This is a genomic window from Candidatus Nitrosopumilus sp. bin_7KS (genome assembly GCF_054095835.1).
The window spans coordinates 20,489-35,864 of record NZ_JBSWSO010000006.1; the positions used below are offsets into that span (position 1 = coordinate 20,489).

21 protein-coding genes are annotated in these 15,376 nt (G+C 32.6%); 14 read left to right on the forward strand and 7 right to left on the reverse strand.

Annotated features, from left to right (window positions below):
• Positions 1 to 66 precede the first annotated feature (66 nt).
• The gene (locus ACW9W4_RS06285) at positions 67 to 1,749 is read left to right on the forward strand and encodes a helicase C-terminal domain-containing protein (RefSeq protein ID WP_457762070.1); all 1,683 of its coding nucleotides are present in this window, start codon (positions 67 to 69) and stop codon (positions 1,747 to 1,749) included.
• A gap of 13 nt (positions 1,750 to 1,762) precedes the next feature.
• Here the strand turns inward: ACW9W4_RS06285 and ACW9W4_RS06290 are convergent, their stop codons facing one another.
• From ACW9W4_RS06290 to ilvD, 3 genes are all read right to left on the reverse strand, one after another.
• Positions 1,763 to 1,960 (reverse strand): hypothetical protein, encoded by a 198-nt coding sequence (locus ACW9W4_RS06290; protein ID WP_457761621.1) that lies wholly within the window; start codon positions 1,958 to 1,960, stop codon positions 1,763 to 1,765.
• A gap of 35 nt (positions 1,961 to 1,995) precedes the next feature.
• Positions 1,996 to 2,208 carry a hypothetical protein gene (locus ACW9W4_RS06295; RefSeq protein ID WP_457761622.1) on the reverse strand — a complete coding sequence of 71 codons (213 nt, stop codon included), beginning with the start codon at positions 2,206 to 2,208 and terminating at the stop codon, positions 1,996 to 1,998.
• Positions 2,209 to 2,556: 348 nt separating this feature from the next.
• Positions 2,557 to 4,230: a dihydroxy-acid dehydratase gene (ilvD, locus tag ACW9W4_RS06300; RefSeq protein ID WP_457761623.1), complete on the reverse strand. Its 1,674-nt coding sequence runs from the start codon at positions 4,228 to 4,230 to the stop codon at positions 2,557 to 2,559.
• Positions 4,231 to 4,317: 87 nt separating this feature from the next.
• On the opposite strand from ilvD, the gene ACW9W4_RS06305 reads away from it, so the two are divergent.
• Positions 4,318 to 5,376 carry a tyrosine-type recombinase/integrase gene (locus ACW9W4_RS06305; protein ID WP_457761624.1) on the forward strand — a complete coding sequence of 353 codons (1,059 nt, stop codon included), beginning with the start codon at positions 4,318 to 4,320 and terminating at the stop codon, positions 5,374 to 5,376.
• On the opposite strand, the gene ACW9W4_RS06310 is transcribed toward ACW9W4_RS06305, so the two are convergent.
• Positions 5,363 to 6,025, reverse strand: a complete 663-nt coding sequence (locus ACW9W4_RS06310; protein ID WP_457761625.1) for a hypothetical protein — start codon at positions 6,023 to 6,025, stop codon at positions 5,363 to 5,365. The two genes, ACW9W4_RS06305 and ACW9W4_RS06310, sit on opposite strands and share 14 nt — an antisense overlap.
• Positions 6,026 to 6,423: 398 nt before the next feature.
• Between ACW9W4_RS06310 and ACW9W4_RS06315 the strand changes: the two genes are divergently transcribed.
• The 6 genes from ACW9W4_RS06315 to ACW9W4_RS06340 all read left to right on the forward strand — a co-directional run bounded on the left by ACW9W4_RS06315 (position 6,424) and on the right by ACW9W4_RS06340 (position 10,012).
• On the forward strand, positions 6,424 to 6,639 hold the full coding sequence (locus ACW9W4_RS06315; RefSeq protein ID WP_457761626.1) for a hypothetical protein: 216 nt from the start codon (positions 6,424 to 6,426) through the stop codon (positions 6,637 to 6,639).
• Between the two features lie 88 nt (positions 6,640 to 6,727).
• A complete protein-coding gene (locus tag ACW9W4_RS06320) occupies positions 6,728 to 8,278 on the forward strand; it encodes a hypothetical protein (protein ID WP_457761627.1) in 1,551 nt (516 codons plus the stop codon).
• Positions 8,279 to 8,361: 83 nt separating this feature from the next.
• The gene (locus ACW9W4_RS06325) at positions 8,362 to 8,640 is read left to right on the forward strand and encodes a hypothetical protein (protein ID WP_457761628.1); all 279 of its coding nucleotides are present in this window, start codon (positions 8,362 to 8,364) and stop codon (positions 8,638 to 8,640) included.
• A 65-nt stretch (positions 8,641 to 8,705) separates the two neighbouring features.
• Positions 8,706 to 8,921, forward strand: coding sequence for a hypothetical protein (locus tag ACW9W4_RS06330; RefSeq protein ID WP_457761629.1), 216 nt, complete (start codon positions 8,706 to 8,708; stop codon positions 8,919 to 8,921).
• 184 nt (positions 8,922 to 9,105) lie between these two features.
• On the forward strand, positions 9,106 to 9,777 hold the full coding sequence (locus ACW9W4_RS06335) for a hypothetical protein (RefSeq protein ID WP_457761630.1): 672 nt from the start codon (positions 9,106 to 9,108) through the stop codon (positions 9,775 to 9,777).
• A 100-nt stretch (positions 9,778 to 9,877) separates the two neighbouring features.
• On the forward strand, positions 9,878 to 10,012 hold the full coding sequence (locus tag ACW9W4_RS06340) for a hypothetical protein (protein WP_457761631.1): 135 nt from the start codon (positions 9,878 to 9,880) through the stop codon (positions 10,010 to 10,012).
• Positions 10,013 to 10,063: 51 nt separating this feature from the next.
• Here the strand turns inward: ACW9W4_RS06340 and ACW9W4_RS06345 are convergent, their stop codons facing one another.
• Complete coding sequence (locus ACW9W4_RS06345) at positions 10,064 to 10,240, reverse strand: hypothetical protein (protein ID WP_457761632.1); 177 nt, start codon at positions 10,238 to 10,240, stop codon at positions 10,064 to 10,066.
• Between the two features lie 108 nt (positions 10,241 to 10,348).
• Between ACW9W4_RS06345 and ACW9W4_RS06350 the strand changes: the two genes are divergently transcribed.
• The gene (locus ACW9W4_RS06350; protein WP_457761633.1) at positions 10,349 to 10,822 is read left to right on the forward strand and encodes a hypothetical protein; all 474 of its coding nucleotides are present in this window, start codon (positions 10,349 to 10,351) and stop codon (positions 10,820 to 10,822) included.
• A gap of 2 nt (positions 10,823 to 10,824) precedes the next feature.
• Here the strand turns inward: ACW9W4_RS06350 and ACW9W4_RS06355 are convergent, their stop codons facing one another.
• Positions 10,825 to 11,706: a hypothetical protein gene (locus ACW9W4_RS06355; protein WP_457761634.1), complete on the reverse strand. Its 882-nt coding sequence runs from the start codon at positions 11,704 to 11,706 to the stop codon at positions 10,825 to 10,827.
• A gap of 1,577 nt (positions 11,707 to 13,283) precedes the next feature.
• Here ACW9W4_RS06355 and ACW9W4_RS06360 point away from each other — a divergent pair.
• The gene (locus ACW9W4_RS06360; RefSeq protein WP_457761635.1) at positions 13,284 to 13,925 is read left to right on the forward strand and encodes a hypothetical protein; all 642 of its coding nucleotides are present in this window, start codon (positions 13,284 to 13,286) and stop codon (positions 13,923 to 13,925) included.
• A gap of 25 nt (positions 13,926 to 13,950) precedes the next feature.
• On the opposite strand, the gene ACW9W4_RS06365 is transcribed toward ACW9W4_RS06360, so the two are convergent.
• Positions 13,951 to 14,106 carry a hypothetical protein gene (locus ACW9W4_RS06365; RefSeq protein ID WP_457761636.1) on the reverse strand — a complete coding sequence of 52 codons (156 nt, stop codon included), beginning with the start codon at positions 14,104 to 14,106 and terminating at the stop codon, positions 13,951 to 13,953.
• A gap of 92 nt (positions 14,107 to 14,198) precedes the next feature.
• Here ACW9W4_RS06365 and ACW9W4_RS06370 point away from each other — a divergent pair, with 92 nt between their 5' ends.
• The 4 genes from ACW9W4_RS06370 (at position 14,199) to ACW9W4_RS06385 (ending at position 15,376) form a co-directional block, all read left to right on the forward strand.
• Complete coding sequence (locus ACW9W4_RS06370; protein ID WP_457761637.1) at positions 14,199 to 14,642, forward strand: hypothetical protein; 444 nt, start codon at positions 14,199 to 14,201, stop codon at positions 14,640 to 14,642.
• Between the two features lie 3 nt (positions 14,643 to 14,645).
• Positions 14,646 to 14,813 (forward strand): hypothetical protein, encoded by a 168-nt coding sequence (locus ACW9W4_RS06375; protein ID WP_457761638.1) that lies wholly within the window; start codon positions 14,646 to 14,648, stop codon positions 14,811 to 14,813.
• Between the two features lie 138 nt (positions 14,814 to 14,951).
• Positions 14,952 to 15,092 carry a hypothetical protein gene (locus ACW9W4_RS06380; RefSeq protein ID WP_457761639.1) on the forward strand — a complete coding sequence of 47 codons (141 nt, stop codon included), beginning with the start codon at positions 14,952 to 14,954 and terminating at the stop codon, positions 15,090 to 15,092.
• Between the two features lie 83 nt (positions 15,093 to 15,175).
• The gene (locus ACW9W4_RS06385) at positions 15,176 to 15,376 is read left to right on the forward strand and encodes a hypothetical protein (protein ID WP_457761640.1); all 201 of its coding nucleotides are present in this window, start codon (positions 15,176 to 15,178) and stop codon (positions 15,374 to 15,376) included.

Below are 15,376 nucleotides of genomic sequence, written 5' to 3' on the forward strand. Positions count from 1 at the left end.
CTAGATTACACATTCATGATTCTCCAATAACCCTTATGCTTTTAATACTGAGTAAAAAAAGATGTAATCCTGTCATTATTAGAAAAATTCCCAGATCATTTTACTCCTAGAGAAATTCAAAAAGAGATTATTTCTCAAATCGATGAGAAATTAAAATCGGGATTCAAGAAAATTATTCTATGTGCACCTACAGGTGTTGGAAAATCTCTTGTGGGTGCAACAATTTCAAATTACTTTGATAGTTCATTTACCGTAACTGCATCAAAACATCTACAAGATCAATACATCAAAGACATTCCATTTTTAAAACCAGTAAAAGGTAAGCAAAACTTCCCGTGTCTCAAACTTATGGAATCAGAAAAAGTTGACAATGATAGAAGGGCCATGAGATGGGGTTTAACTTGTGATAAAGGAGAATGTCAGGAAAGAGTCTCAAAAAATGGTAAGGAAGTTTTTGAGGTCTGTAAATTCAAGCCTACTATTAAACAGGTTGAAGATAACACTACAGATGCAAAATCCTGTCACTATTACATGCAGAAATATGATGCACTAGTCTCTAATCATTCTTTGTGGAATTATCACGCATTTTTTACAATAATGAAATTCAACAAAAAACTCTTTGAAGATTATCTTGATAGAAAAGTAACTGTTTTTGATGAAGCACATAAAATTGAAGACCAAATTATTCAGTTTGTAGGTTTTGATATTTTTGCAGGACAAGTTGATGAATGTAATCTAAATTCAGAAAAATATGATTTTACAGATTTGGATTCTATGATTCAGTTGACTGATGATATGGCATTTTCTTATGCCAAAAAAATTAAAGATATCAAAGAAAGTGCTGCTTTTCAAAATGATCCTGACTATGAGTTACTTACTGGATTGGAGCGAAGACATGACAGGTCTGCACAAGCTAAAATTGACATCATGACTGACAAAGATAATTTTGTTGTAAATGATCCTGTTAAAGATTTTAATGGAAATTTTAGAACTATTTCTGTTAAGCCAATTGATGTTTCAAAGTTTGCAAATTCTTTTTTTGAAACAGAATACCAATTGTTCATGTCTGCAACAATTGACAAAAATAGTTTCTGTGAAAACATGGGGTTGGTAAAAGATGATGTTGCGTTTGTTGATACTCCAAAATCACCATTCCCAATTGAACATAGGAGTATAGATCTTCTTAACATTAAGAGACTAAGCTATGGTTCTACTGAGGAAGATGAACTTGAAGTAATCAAAACAATTGATAGGATAATGGATGAACATTCAAACGAGCGTGGTCTTATTCTTACATCATCTATTCCTAGATGTCAGAAAATTATACGTCATCTTTCTCCAAAAAATACTCAAAGAATTAGACTCTGTCATAGTAAAAATAAAGATGGTAAAACTCAGGATGAGGTAATTTCTGAACATGCAACTGATCCTACTGGAGTTTTACTGTCTTCTTCGTTATGGGAAGGAGTTGATTTGAAAGATGATTTGTCTCGGTTTCAAATAATTGCCAAAGTTCCATATCCAAATTATACCGAAAAGAGAACAAGGGCCAAAATGAACAAATTTCCATCATGGTACACATCGCAAACATTAACTAAAATTCTACAAGGCTTTGGTCGTTCAATTAGAAGTGATGACGATTGGGCAAAAACATATGTCTTAGATACTGCTGTGAACAATGTATTTTTCAAAGGTCAACCGATGATTCCAAGAGCATACTATGATGTTTTAGGAATGGATGATGTTTAGTTTTTTAATTTAATCATTTTCTTTCTGCACATGCACATTTCACATAAACCATTTTGAATTCTCCCTCTGATTTTATGTTATGTGACATTGGTTTTCTGCATTGCTGGCATTCTGTAAATCCAAAATATTCGTCAACTTTGATCATTTTATAATCCCATGATTTTTTTCCTTCATTCCAAAATACGGAGTTTAATTCAGATGGTCCTTCCATGAGTAATAATAGAAATTGTTTTATTAATTAATTTTCTATTTGTTTAAATTTTTAAAATCTAGACACTTTGTATCAAATTCATTGAGATATTTTTTAGCGTTAATGTTTGCATCCATTATGTAAATTTCACACGTTTCTGAATCAATTAGTTGCTGAGTATTGCTACTGTTAGTCATTACTTGTAATGCGAGAATGCTTACTAGTACAATTATCACAATTATTGCAAATTTACTGGAGTATATGTCCATAAAATTCCTTAATTCATTTTGAACTTAAATCTAATCTTTTAGAATTGGAATTAATTGTTTTATTGCTGATTGTAAGGGGTATTTATGATGCACTTTACCCTAGTCTGTATGTCTGATTTTGTCATTTGTTTGAATTGTGGTTTATCATATTCTACAATTGAATTTGATCTTTGTAGTCATTGTAACTTTACCAACAAACCTAGAAGTTGATATGTCACTAAATGTTGTTAGAGAAAACCTGTAGTAGACAACAGTAATTTGATAAGCATAAGTTAATTTCTTTTTCCTGTTATCTCTGATGAATATTTATTTTTGCGATCTATAAATCTTGTGGATAAATTATTCTTTCTAGGGATTTGCAGTAGTGATTGCACCTTGTGCAGCAGAGCCTACAAGTGTTGCATATTTTGCTAATGCTCCTGAAGTGTAGTTTGGTGCAGGTTTTCTCCAAGATTCTTTTCTTTTTGCTAACTCTTCTTCTGAAACATGAAGATCAATTACAGTAGTTTCTGTATCAATTGTAATTTTATCACCGTTTTTCACAAGAGCAATTGGTCCACAAACATATGCTTCTGGTGCAACGTGGCCTACCATGAATCCTCTAGTTCCACCTGAAAATCGTCCATCAGTTACCATTGCAACTTTTTTACCTAAACCTTGACCTACCAGAGCTGCAGTAGTTGCAAGCATTTCTCGCATTCCTGGTCCTCCTTTTGGTCCTTCATATCTGATTACTACCACATCGCCCTCTTCCACATCTCCTTTTGCAACTGCATCAAAGGCATATTCTTCTCTATCGTACACTTTAGCTTTACCTGTAAATTTTGTCATTTCAACTCCTGCTGTTTTAATTACTGCTCCATCTGGTGCAAGACTTCCTTTGAGTACTACTGCAGTTCCTACTGAATGAAGTGGATTCTCAATTGGGCGAATAATTGTTTGTTCAGGTTCTGGAATATTCATAGAATCAAGATTTTGCTGAAGTGTCTTTCCAGTAACTGTGATGCAATCTCCATTTATCAATCCTTTAGAAGCTAGTTTTTTGAGAACAAATGGAATTCCACCTATTTTATCAAGACTGTTCATCACATAATTTCCACCTGGTTTCATATCTGCAATGTGTGGTGTCTTTTTTCTAATTCTTTCAAAATCGTCATATGTCAATTTGATTCTTGCTTCATTTGCCATTGCCAACAAATGTAAAATTCCATTTGTTGAACCTCCAACTGCATTGAGCATTACAATTGAATTCTCAAATGCTTCATATGTCATTATGTCTCTTGGTTTAATGTTTAATTCTAATAATTTAGCACATGCAGCACCTGTGTCATAAACCATTTTGTTTCTGCGGTCATCTTCTGCAGGAGGGCTGGCACTTCCAGGTAATGCTAATCCAATAGCTTCTGAAATTGATGCCATTGTATTTGCGGTAAACATTCCACCACATGATCCTGAGCTAGGACATGCTGTGTTTTCAATATTTTTTAACATCTCTAAAGAAATCTTGCCTGAATCATATGCTCCTACTGCTTCATAAACATCAACAACCGTTAGTTCTTTTCCATCTAAAATTCCTGGCATAATAGTTCCGCCATATACAAAGACTGATGGTAGGTTTAATCTTGCCATTGCCATCATTGTACCTGGTAAACTTTTATCACAACCAGCTATTCCTACAATCCCATCATACTGATGGGCTCTGACCATTAATTCAATAGAATCTGCAATGACTTCGCGAGAAATTAAAGAAGATTTCATTCCTTCATGACCCATTGCAATTCCATCACTGACTGCAATTGTTGAAAATATTCTTGGAGTTGCTCCATTATCTGCAACTCCTTTCTTTGCCTCTTCAGCTAAAGTTGGTAATAATATATTGCAAGGAGTTGCCTCGTTTCCTGTATGACAAACTCCGATGAACTGTTTACTGAGATCATCATCATTTAACCCCATGGCCTTGTACATTGCTCTATGAGGAGAACGTACTGTTCCATCTACTACATTCTTACTAGAAATTTCCATAATATGTCGAATCTGGATTGCTATAATTTAGACTTTCTCTAGAGTCTAAATGTTATAATTTAATACGATTTTTGGAGGTAGATTACAATGTCTAGCCTCAAAACTCTCAGAACAAAGGAAACCTACAGAAATAAAGTTAGTTCAAAGAAAGCAAGCACTATCAAAGGTATTTTCACGTCTATTGCAAATTTTGAGAATTACTGCATGGAAAGACATGGCAAAGCAAACATGATTCCAGAAATGAAAGAGGCAGAGTTTGAAGAACTCTATGATATGTTACAAGATTGGATTAACTGGAATAATGATAAAGCTGCAAGTACCATTAGAATCCATTTCTCAAATGTTAAAAAATTCCTACATTACATGGGAATCAAGCTACACAAAGAGGATATTGATAATGAAATGGAATTTCCAAGTCTAGTCAGTGAGGATCTTTACGGGATATCTCTATCAGACCTTCAAAAAATCTTCAATGTTCTAAGCTACAAAAACAGGACTCTATTCACCTGTCAATTATCGGGACTCCATAGAATTGGGGAAATGGTTCAACTAAAGAAAAAACATCTGATTTTAGATAATGACAATATCATAGTCAAAATCCCAGCTTACATGGCTAAATTCAACAAGGGGCGAACAACATTTTGGAGTAAAGAAGCTAGTAAATTGGTTAGACCTATGCTTAAGAAATTGGATGATGACGAATTGATTTTCACAAATAATCCTAAACCACACATGGCGGAAATGGGAGTAGGTCAAGCACTCCGTAGAGCAATAGTCAAAGTTGGTCTTGATATGAGATACGAGTCAACTGGTAGATTCATGATTAACACTCATGGTTTTCGAGCTTATGGGATTACCAAACTATCGCGTCATGACCCTAACTTTGCCAAGAAGATTGCAGGACAAAAAGGGTACTTGTTACAATATGACCGAATTGATGATGAGGAAAAGTTAGAGACATACCAAAAATATGAATCTGATCTTTTAATTGACAAAGATGAAATCAATAAATCTGAGATTAATACACTCAGAGAGGAAAACTGCGACTTGCGTAAAATGACAGCAGAACAACAAAGAAAAGCAGTATTAGATATTGTCAAGAACTTACCAAAAGAAGAAATTCTAAAACTTACTAGGAATCTTTAGTAAGTGTTGTATTGTCTCTGAGTAGTTTTTGATATCTTGAACTCAGTTCTTTTGTAAACTCATGATCAAATGTGTTAATGAATTGATTATATCTTTCTTTTCCTAATTTTAGAGACAACACTCCAGCTTTATCAAACAGACCTCTTGCAAGTCTCTCAATTCGTCTTAACTCTTTTAACAGATAGAGGTTCTCTATTGATTTTGTCTGGTATAGAATCATTTTTGCAATCACTGGTGATAGAACCGAAGATAGTAAAATCAAATCTTCATTTATCGCATCATAAGATGACTCTTTGTTTTTTTCATTAGAGTCTTGAATATTTGAGAAATCTATCTCAGACTGATTCAAAATATCTTTAAAATTATCAGTAAGACTTGGAGCTGCACCAACATCTAGGATTAATTGAGCCTGATTTTGGGCATGATCTCCCTTTGAAATAGAATATTCTACAGGATTACCCGTTTGTTTTGGGAGTTTTTTCTTGGATAGGACTCCCGCTTGCACCAATGATTTTATGGCATCTGTAAATTGTTGTTTTACAATACTCATGTTATTCTCTTTTAGAATTTCCCTTGTTCTAGTGTAGAGATTGTTATTGTTCCTTTTTTGTTCTTTGAGTGCTTCAATGATTGCAGCTTGAGGAAACATTGGACTATCCTCCTAGTCTAATGATTATCAATGTTATGGTTACATTTTTTGTAAATGAGTGATTTCATCAATATTCGCATTAGCAAAGACACGAAACAAGGATTAGTTTTCTTAGGACGTAAAGACCAAACTTATGATCAGATTGTAAAAAATCTCATTCTAAAGGAGAAAGTTCGTTTATCTTGACTGTAAACAGTTGCAATCATTCTCCAGATGCGAGAATTACTTTTGATATTGGAAATTCTAAAAATTCAACATACGAATTATGTGAACTTTGTAGGCGATTACTTGTATTTTCTGAGAATATTCTATTCATAGAGGAATTAAAAAATTGAGTTTTGCAGTAGACTTTCGAGGGAACACTGCATCACTCATCTCACCAACTATGCGAGGTTACTTTGTCTAATAACAAACTAAAAAATAAAGATTTTGCAACATTTTTTGACAATGATGAATGGTTAGTGATAATTAAAAAAAACCTAGACTGGTTTTTGATTGGACTCTATGAGATTCTAAATGATCCTGATTTCTTAAAATATTCATCTGAGATTATCTCTCTACTTCAATCTGAAATCTCACATGTTGAGTCTGTACGGGAGATGATGAGAAAATGAGACGTTATTGTAACTATTGTCAATTCAAAACCATTCCGATATCCAATAGATACGGAAATTGCAGCTTGTGTAATGTGAGATATTGCTCATGAGAAACCAATGCACTGAATGTGATGAATTTGAGGCTAAATGTCAGTGTAAAAGACCCTCATTTATCCAAGTTACAGAGGAAAAAGACTGGAAAAACCTCAAAACCATGCCTACTAAGAAAGACAAGGGCACACCGGATGTCAAGAAGAAAACAAAGGGGATGATTGGAGATGTATTTGTTGAATCAATACTATATCAGAACATCCCATATTTTCTAATTAATGACGGCGGAGTTGTCGGAATAGTTGAAAGACTAACCCATGAGAATGTAATCTATGAACCATTACAATCTGATGAAGTTGGTTATTTTCCATACAATTTTGACTCAATGTATCTCTCACTACTAAAGAATAATCCCCCAACAAGACAGCAAATTTTAGATGATCTCAAAAAGATTGTCGATACTTACATTGATGCAAACCAGATTGACCGAAATTTGATTCTAGGTGATTTGTTACTGTCATATTGTCAGGACTGGATTGATACATTGCATTTTGTCTACTTTGTAGGTGAAACTGAATCGGGAAAATCTTCAGGACTGCATCTATTTCGTTGGCTTGGTTATCGTCCTTTGTATGGGGAGGATATACCAAATGCCGACATTTACAATTTTCTTGGAACAGAAGAGGAAGCTGCTGGAACTATTTGTGAGGACGAAGCTCAGGAGATTAATATTAACCGAGAGAAAATTAGAACATACAAAAATTCCTACTCTCGCGGTGCCACTAAAGCTAGGATAATTGGAGTAGATTCTACAAGAAAACGTCAAGTCTATTACAAAACCTTCTGTCTCAAACTGTTTGCAGGAGAATCCATCCCAGACGATAAGGGCTTTGGTGAAAGGCTGGCAGTCATATACATGACAGAAGGACAACCCGAAGGAAACATCAAGAGACTATCTAATGAACAAAAATCACATCTCATGCATCTTAGAAACAAAATGATCTATTGGAAAGTTGCAAATTATCACAAGGGATTACAACCTGTTGTCTCACACCTTACAAAGAGAGACCAAGAACTCTGGGAGGATTTCTTAAAGATTACAAATGGCACCTCGTATTTTACAGGTTCTCTTGAAGTTGTAAATCATTTCACAAAACAAAGACACGAGAAAATATGGGGCAGTTTGGAATCTAGGATCTACAAATTAGTGATTCGTGCTCTAAATGATGATTTTACGCTCCAAATGGAGGCATTTTGGCATAATCTCACAGACATAACGGCAATACAAACAGAACTGTCAGGTTCAACAGATAGGCAGACATTCTATCCAAATGATTACAATGTCAAAGTAACTAGAAATTCTTTGGCAAAAATTTTTGAACAGAAATTCAAAGCTACAAAACAAATCAAATATCATACAAAATCTGACAAGTCAAAGATGCAAATTACAATGTACAAGTTTGATGCCAAGACATTGCTCAAACTATCAAACAAGTATAATGTCGAAGACTTGCCTTTGTTCATAAGTGGTCGAAGTGATGTAAGTGGTAAACTAGATGACCACATAGACGACGTTGACCACTTTAAAGAAACAGACTCTACATGACAAACTCGACAGAGAAATACAAAATTGAATCCACCCCTAACAGATGTGGAAATTCTTATATCTTAATTTTTAAGATTTATTTAATGGAATCAATTATTCCGATGACTGTGGGATTGCTGTTAGATATTTGTGGTTCATTTTTAATTGTAAAGTTGATTTTAAACAATATCCAAAATTCCAGATTCTTTGTAGGATCTGATGGTAAACTATGGCAATCATCTATGTCTAATTATCATGATGATAAAAAAGAATACGATAGACAAAATCAAGCTGTAATTGATGCAAGATATGGTTTTGTTTTTCTATCTTCAGGTTTTATTTTAATTTTAATTGCAAGCTGGATTAACTATCTTAACGTTTAGTGAATTTGACACTAAGTACTGCGACATGAGTTAAAATTAATAAGAAATACAAATAGTTGGAAGTTATGGGAGACAAAGCTTGTATTGGTTGTAGAATTGTGTATATTATGATGTCTGATTCTTGTGATACCCCTATATGTAAAAAATGCGGGGGTTCAGTTAAAAATATAGGAAATCTTCCATACGATGCTGAATACACCCACTATTCACGAGATGGTCATTGGTCTTCAAATAATGCAACCGAATCAGATATTGATCCTAATTATGAACCAAAAATATAAGTCGTTATAAAATTATCTGAAAATAATTAATATTTTTTGAAGAATTAAGTAGGCACATTCAAAATTATTTTTACACAACATCGAGATGTCTATTGTAAAATGGGTTCATTCAGCTTGACTCACTACAAAAAAACTCAATTTGTGGGATCTCTTTTAAAAAGAGATTCTATTTTAAGAAAACATCATGCAGGTTAAGGAATCTTTCAACATTGGAACTGCAAGCGCTATATTCATTTACGGAATGTTAGAGAAAATGGGTTACAGTATTGGTGGATATATAATTGGAAATGTGCTTCCGCAAAATGAATCAGAACAAGTGTTTACACTGACTACTGGTGATATTATTAGTTCTATTTTTATGGTAGGTGGGATGCTTGTACTTTTCTTGACTGCTAGACGACACATTACAATTAGAAATATGGAGAAAAAGAAACCAGAACAGTTAGTCAATGATTTAATCAAAGAAGTAATTAATTTCAATAAAAAATGGTATCAAAGTAACCCCCTTTTATCACCTAGTTATAGAAAACAAATTCAAGATAAAGTAATTGTTTTGAATATGCCAGATAAGATTCATAACCATTCTCGTAAATTAAAGGGAAGAATAGTTCGTGTAAAAGAACTTAAAAAATCAAAAATGTATTCAACACTTAACAAACTCACTACACTATCTTATGATATTGAAAAATTAAGTGATGATTTGGGAGAGATTATAAAAACCAGTCAACATGAAAAAGAAGTCATAAAAAATAACCCTGAACTTTTTGAGGAATTACTAAAAGAAGGAGATAGGATTTATGATGAACTTAGAACAATAAAATTGGAACTTGAAGAATTAATTATAGGAGTGTTATGAATAAAATTATTTTTCAAGTTCCACTTCCATTCTCTTACCACATTTTACAAGCTTAATAAAATCAGGATCACCCAGTTCTTCCATTATCGGGTATTGGTATATGGGCTTGATAGCCTCTAGTCTTATGCCAACTCACATGAGTTTAGACAATAGAACACCATCAGAAGCGTACGGTATTACGATACAAGGTAATGATAAATGGAAAACTTTGATTGAGAGGTCTGGTCTTGGATAGTTTGGATGTGGTATTCTTGGCCATCAAAGATGTAGGAAAAAGTTCAAAAATTCAACCAAAGGCTTTATGGATAGCAATACCAATAGCTAATGAAACTGCTCCACCTGCAACTAATGATGGATTTTGTTCAGCACCAAAAAATGACATTATTCCAACAATTAATGCGATTGCACCTGCAAATGCCAATATCAAGCCAATTATCTTACTAATATCATCAAGTTCTATCATGATTCATTCTTTTTCCTACTACCATATAATTTCGATCCACGTACCGATTTTTGACACGGAGGAGAATTTTAGGCACAATTTTTAGACTTCTTAGTTTCTTAGTATTGTATGTCTGCACAAAAAATCACTCCTTTAGGTGCCGTGATTATATTGATTGTATTGGCATGGATGTGGTCCGATGGTGCTTTTGATGGTGTTGGTGGTACTATCAAAAATAATGCTGAAACTGTAGTCAATACAGTGCCTGATTTAGTAAATGCTGGTCAAACATTTTGTAATCTTGATGAAATTGTACTTTCTGAAATCAAATCTAATGCGATATATGATGAAATGTTGTTGAATACTGAAGGACATACAAATGATATTTTGGTAAAATGGGCTATGACTGAAAGAGTTGAAACATGTGAGGTAGTATTACTAAATGAATTACTGGATTATGATGGTAATGATAAAGTCTATCGAAGTCAATTAGGAATTAAAAATGCCATGAAAGATCAATTATGCACAGCATTACAATGTTTTGATGAAAAAGGTGGGATTTCTTATTTGATCACTGACGAATATGATGGTATAAAAAAATAAAATTATTTCAAATCAAGATCTGTAATTAATTTTTCATGTTTTTCTTGTGAATCAATATTGTTTTCAATAAATTTTTTTAAAGATTTTTGCAGTAAATCTGTAATTTTTTGATTCATTTCAAAAATATCTCTAAAATCTGTTTTCTCGAAAGAAGGCGAATCTCCATGAACTATTGCACTTCTAATATGGTAAATTTGCTTAACATGTCTAAATAGTGTTTTTCTTGCATCAAAATCTATCTCTAGAAATTTAGATATTCTTACAGATATTTTATGGGTAATCTCACCCGATTCTCCTTGTTTGAAAAATAATGCCTCAAACGCAATCAACATGTCTATTAAAATATCCTCTTGATTTGTTTTTTCAAATCCACTTGAATATCGTCTTGATGCAATTCCATTGGGTTTAAAATTTAGATAGTTAGTATGATAGAATTTTTTCCAAAATATTAAAAATTTCCCAATTTTTTGACTGTCTAAAAAATATTCTCTTGAAAATACTCTTTGTTTAGATATTGTAGATGTACTTGTGCCGAAAAATTGTAATGTTCCTGCATGTTTAGAAACTGCAATATTGTAATCGAATCCTCCTCTATGGAATATCCTCAATGCTGAAATTAATTTTAAAATTTCTTCCAAAGGGTTTTTCTCATGTCGAGGTTGACTATGATCAATTTCTTCATCATCATTACGTATGAATTTTTTTGTTTTGTATTTGTATTCAATTATGTGATTTGTAAGATGATAGTCTATAGAATTTAATCCAGATTTACCTTCTACAAATTTCTCTTTTTCATCCTTTTTGATTCGTCTGATTGTTAAATCCCCTAATTTTATGGGTAATTTGCCTAATCGTAAGTTACTAATTGGTACGATTTCGACCATTTCTATTTTATCGTTATAGAAAAAAGATTCAAAATCCCGATATATAATATTAAATAATTTTGTATTGAATTTTTTATCTGTATGTCCCAAACACATAGCTTCAATCATGTAATTGAGTATTCGATTAAATTCTATTCTTGTTAGATTGTACCAATTACCTACCATCTTATCAAAATGATTTATAATTTTTTCATCTTTTCCAATTATTTTTTTCATTTTATAATATTCGTCTATAGAAAACATTTTTGGTTCTAGTTTGTGTAAAAATACTATCATTCCTAATGGTGATTTATATTCAAGTTTTAAAAAATCTGGAAAAATCAGTTCAATTATTTTTTTAAGGTATATTTCCATCACTTTTTTTAATTCGTGATTTTTAATGTAATATCGTGTCAAAATGTTACTTGTATCATCTCCATAGTGGCCTATAAAATTACTTTAACATAACTTCAAGATAGTAGTTAGTCTATGGGTCCCATCTACAAAATGACACTCCTTTTTTGACATTCAAGTCAATCGTAACCTTAAGGAAAATTTCCACAAAGTTAAGGCCTATAAATACAGGGGGTAGGGGGGGGTCTAATGGTATGCATTGAGGCGATATGTCCACTTTTCACGATATTGGTTCTGATACTTTTTCCACAGTTGTATTTCTATTTAGAATAAAGCCCCACTACACGAAAGAACCTTCGTGCAGGGGGGAGGAAACAAAACCATGACAACCAAAATAACACAGACGAATCTTTTGTCTAATCAGTCCTCTAAGTCATCCTTCAACTGTCGACTTCTATTGTCGGCTGCTGCTTTGTATTCAGCAGATGTTGAATTGTTGACATCAGATTTTTGATCATTTGATGTTCTATTGCTTTTCATAGCATATTGTATACAGCATAATGCTAGATAAGTTGGATCATAATGTCAAGTATTAGTCATGATTCTGAAAAATTTGGGTTATTTGATTTCAATTAACTATAGTGGTTCAAAAATAATTAAACAATTGTAAAGGTAATCAGGGAGTTCTCAAATCTTGTCAATTATGCGTTAACAAAGTGCCATGATGGGTCAGCTCTAAATCAACAATCAAACACAAATACGTCAGATGGCTAAAATTAATTGTCGAGTGAAAGTCTAAATGATTCGTTATCTTTGCCGAGAGAACTTATCCATACTAATCACTCGACATTATTATAAATTTCATAATAACCCGGACTTTTAGGCTCAAATTAACATAGGATCCTCTTGCGTAAAATCGAAGTTGACATTAAAGATCGAGATTATCTTGATTTTCTGTCTGTCTGCATTGATGAGGATTTGAGTGTGGAGGACAAGCTGAAAAACATTATCAAATATCATATCATCACTTATCGCAATAGAAAGAAGTTCAGGAATCAAACCCTATCTTGATTTGCAATATGTTAGGGTGTGACAGTGAATCTTATTCTCAAGTGATGCACTATTATTTTGAAGAAGGTACAAGGCGACCAGTTGCCAAATGTATCATGAGGTTTTGTAATCTACACGTCAAGGAGATAACATTAGACGATAGATTTGTAAAGATTCAGGTTTTGAATTAAATTATGAGTTCATTAGATGATTTTGAAGCTGATATGCTCAGACTTTTGATGGTTTGGCAAAGATCATTATCTGTTTACAAGAACTACCCAAAAATTATTGAAAGGGGACAAGAGGGAAATCTCCATCGACATGTATTTCGAGAATACACTGTGATCAATCTATTAAATTTCTTAAGGGTTAGAATAGATTTATGCAAAAATGAAGATTTCAGAAAATTAGATGCTGTCATAAAACCTCTTGTTAAACCAATTTTGGAACATGAACAAGCAATTATTGCATTGAGAAATCAATACATTGCTCATGTTCAAGAAAAGGGACAAAAGTTTGAAGTTAAGATGGGGGAAATAATACAAGAACATCAATTCCCAACAAATAACGGATTCTTTAGATATTTGGCAGGTCTTTCTTACTCATATTGTGGATATGTAGAATTAAATTTCAAAAAAATATGGGATGACGCATTAAAAAAATATGAAGAAAGAGGTGGAGACGATTCAATGTTAAATTCTGAAATCAATATGTCTAATTCATCGGATGAAATTGCAAAGATAGTACAAGAAATTACACTAAAGTTGGAGGATGAAGGATATAATGCTCACGCATCACCAGAACAAATTAAAAAATTAAGAGAAGCTCGAAAATAAAAAAAGAGGAAAAATCCTAACTATCCTATTGCATAAGGTCGCCTGATTCTTCTTCGTGCCATGTAATGTACCACATATGCGCGTCTTCTTTGTGACCTTCAGGTAACATACATCGATAAATTTGATTTTCAGAAATATGGTATACACCATCACATTGATGGGGATTATTTTCGTTCATCATTCTATCATGGTCATAGTTTCAATTAAGAATTATCTTGATTTTCGAGTTCAAAAATTAAACAGGCTTTTATTCAAAGAATTTTTTGATAATTCATGGATGAAGATATCATGTCAAAAGAAAAATTTGACAAATTAACTACTGTTGAAGATTACACTAAACTTAGGGGCAAAATAGATGAAAAAATTAACAAAATTGATGCTGAGGTATTCCAAGACCTTTCTAAGGTAGATAATTTTGCAGATTTTATGAAATTGTTTGTAAAAACTCAACAACTTAGAAAATTGGAAGGTGCACAAATAACAACTCAAGATATGATCAATTTTCTAACTTTTAGGGAGATAGAACATAGAGACAAAAAACTCCTTGAAGTTCTTATCAAAAATGCAAGAGAGGGAGAAAAAGATGATAAAGAAAATCTTGCTAAACTGAAAGAATTAGAAGAAGAACTCAATAAAGTTTCTAAATCACGTTCTCTTTTTGGGAATATTTCTTTGTCATTATTCAAAAATGATATGACTGGCGTTGGGTTAGATTAAGAAATGATTGATCATACAAAAAATTACAAGGTGTTTGATAATGGCATGATTCACATTGCAAATGATGGATTTAGACTTTGTACTGAAGAACCTGAATCAAGAGAAAAATTTGATGGCAAGTATGACTTCAATCAATTATGTTTGAAATGTCAGGGGAAATTACAACGTTGAACTCTGAAATTATAACATTTACACTACAACTAAGACTTTCGTCAGATTGTCAATGATATGATTTTACAGAAAATTATGTTGTTTTAGGCACAAATATGATTTGAATACTTATTTCATATCAAAATAATTTAGAACGTATTGGTTTGTTTTAGATGTGATGGAAAAGGTGAGTACAAGAATCAATTTGGTATTATGGAAAAATGTGCGTCCTGTCAAAAAATGAGTATGAGTTTTGATAAGGTTAATGCTGAACCTGATTTAGACGAAGAAGGATATTGAGAAATTATCTATTGAAATGAAAACTGTATTTTCTAATTAACTGATTTCATTGAGTTTAAATTGTAAATATTTTGAACATTTTCATGGAACAAAAAGCACTGGAATGTCCCGTTTGTAAGAGTAACAAGGCTGAGATTGCAGGAGATGATGTAAAACTTAGTGGACGATTTGAAGATAAAGAATTCCTTACAACAGAGTTGACTGTTTTAAGATGTTCTATGTGTGGATATTATATGATGTTTGACAAAAGTGCATCATCATTTACAACAAAGGATAAATCTTAA

What these genes read in the sequence shown, in the direction of transcription:
- ACW9W4_RS06365 (WP_457761636.1), bottom strand. Translation starts at nt 14,106, where the DNA reads ATGATGAACGAAAATAATCCCCATCAATGTGATGGTGTATACCATATT.
- ACW9W4_RS06330 (WP_457761629.1), top strand. Translation starts at nt 8,706, where the DNA reads ATGGGAGACAAAGCTTGTATTGGTTGTAGAATTGTGTATATTATGATG.
- ACW9W4_RS06340 (WP_457761631.1), top strand. Translation starts at nt 9,878, where the DNA reads ATGGGCTTGATAGCCTCTAGTCTTATGCCAACTCACATGAGTTTAGAC.
- ACW9W4_RS06355 (WP_457761634.1), bottom strand. Translation starts at nt 11,706, where the DNA reads ATGGTCGAAATCGTACCAATTAGTAACTTACGATTAGGCAAATTACCC.
- ilvD (WP_457761623.1), bottom strand. Translation starts at nt 4,230, where the DNA reads ATGGAAATTTCTAGTAAGAATGTAGTAGATGGAACAGTACGTTCTCCT.
- ACW9W4_RS06320 (WP_457761627.1), top strand. Translation starts at nt 6,728, where the DNA reads ATGAGAAACCAATGCACTGAATGTGATGAATTTGAGGCTAAATGTCAG.
- ACW9W4_RS06310 (WP_457761625.1), bottom strand. Translation starts at nt 6,025, where the DNA reads ATGTTTCCTCAAGCTGCAATCATTGAAGCACTCAAAGAACAAAAAAGG.
- ACW9W4_RS06385 (WP_457761640.1), top strand. Translation starts at nt 15,176, where the DNA reads ATGGAACAAAAAGCACTGGAATGTCCCGTTTGTAAGAGTAACAAGGCT.
- ACW9W4_RS06325 (WP_457761628.1), top strand. Translation starts at nt 8,362, where the DNA reads ATGGAATCAATTATTCCGATGACTGTGGGATTGCTGTTAGATATTTGT.
- ACW9W4_RS06335 (WP_457761630.1), top strand. Translation starts at nt 9,106, where the DNA reads ATGCAGGTTAAGGAATCTTTCAACATTGGAACTGCAAGCGCTATATTC.
- ACW9W4_RS06295 (WP_457761622.1), bottom strand. Translation starts at nt 2,208, where the DNA reads ATGGACATATACTCCAGTAAATTTGCAATAATTGTGATAATTGTACTA.
- ACW9W4_RS06350 (WP_457761633.1), top strand. Translation starts at nt 10,349, where the DNA reads ATGTCTGCACAAAAAATCACTCCTTTAGGTGCCGTGATTATATTGATT.
- ACW9W4_RS06345 (WP_457761632.1), bottom strand. Translation starts at nt 10,240, where the DNA reads ATGATAGAACTTGATGATATTAGTAAGATAATTGGCTTGATATTGGCA.
- ACW9W4_RS06370 (WP_457761637.1), top strand. Translation starts at nt 14,199, where the DNA reads ATGGATGAAGATATCATGTCAAAAGAAAAATTTGACAAATTAACTACT.
- ACW9W4_RS06290 (WP_457761621.1), bottom strand. Translation starts at nt 1,960, where the DNA reads ATGGAAGGACCATCTGAATTAAACTCCGTATTTTGGAATGAAGGAAAA.
- ACW9W4_RS06305 (WP_457761624.1), top strand. Translation starts at nt 4,318, where the DNA reads ATGTCTAGCCTCAAAACTCTCAGAACAAAGGAAACCTACAGAAATAAA.
- ACW9W4_RS06375 (WP_457761638.1), top strand. Translation starts at nt 14,646, where the DNA reads ATGATTGATCATACAAAAAATTACAAGGTGTTTGATAATGGCATGATT.
- ACW9W4_RS06360 (WP_457761635.1), top strand. Translation starts at nt 13,284, where the DNA reads ATGAGTTCATTAGATGATTTTGAAGCTGATATGCTCAGACTTTTGATG.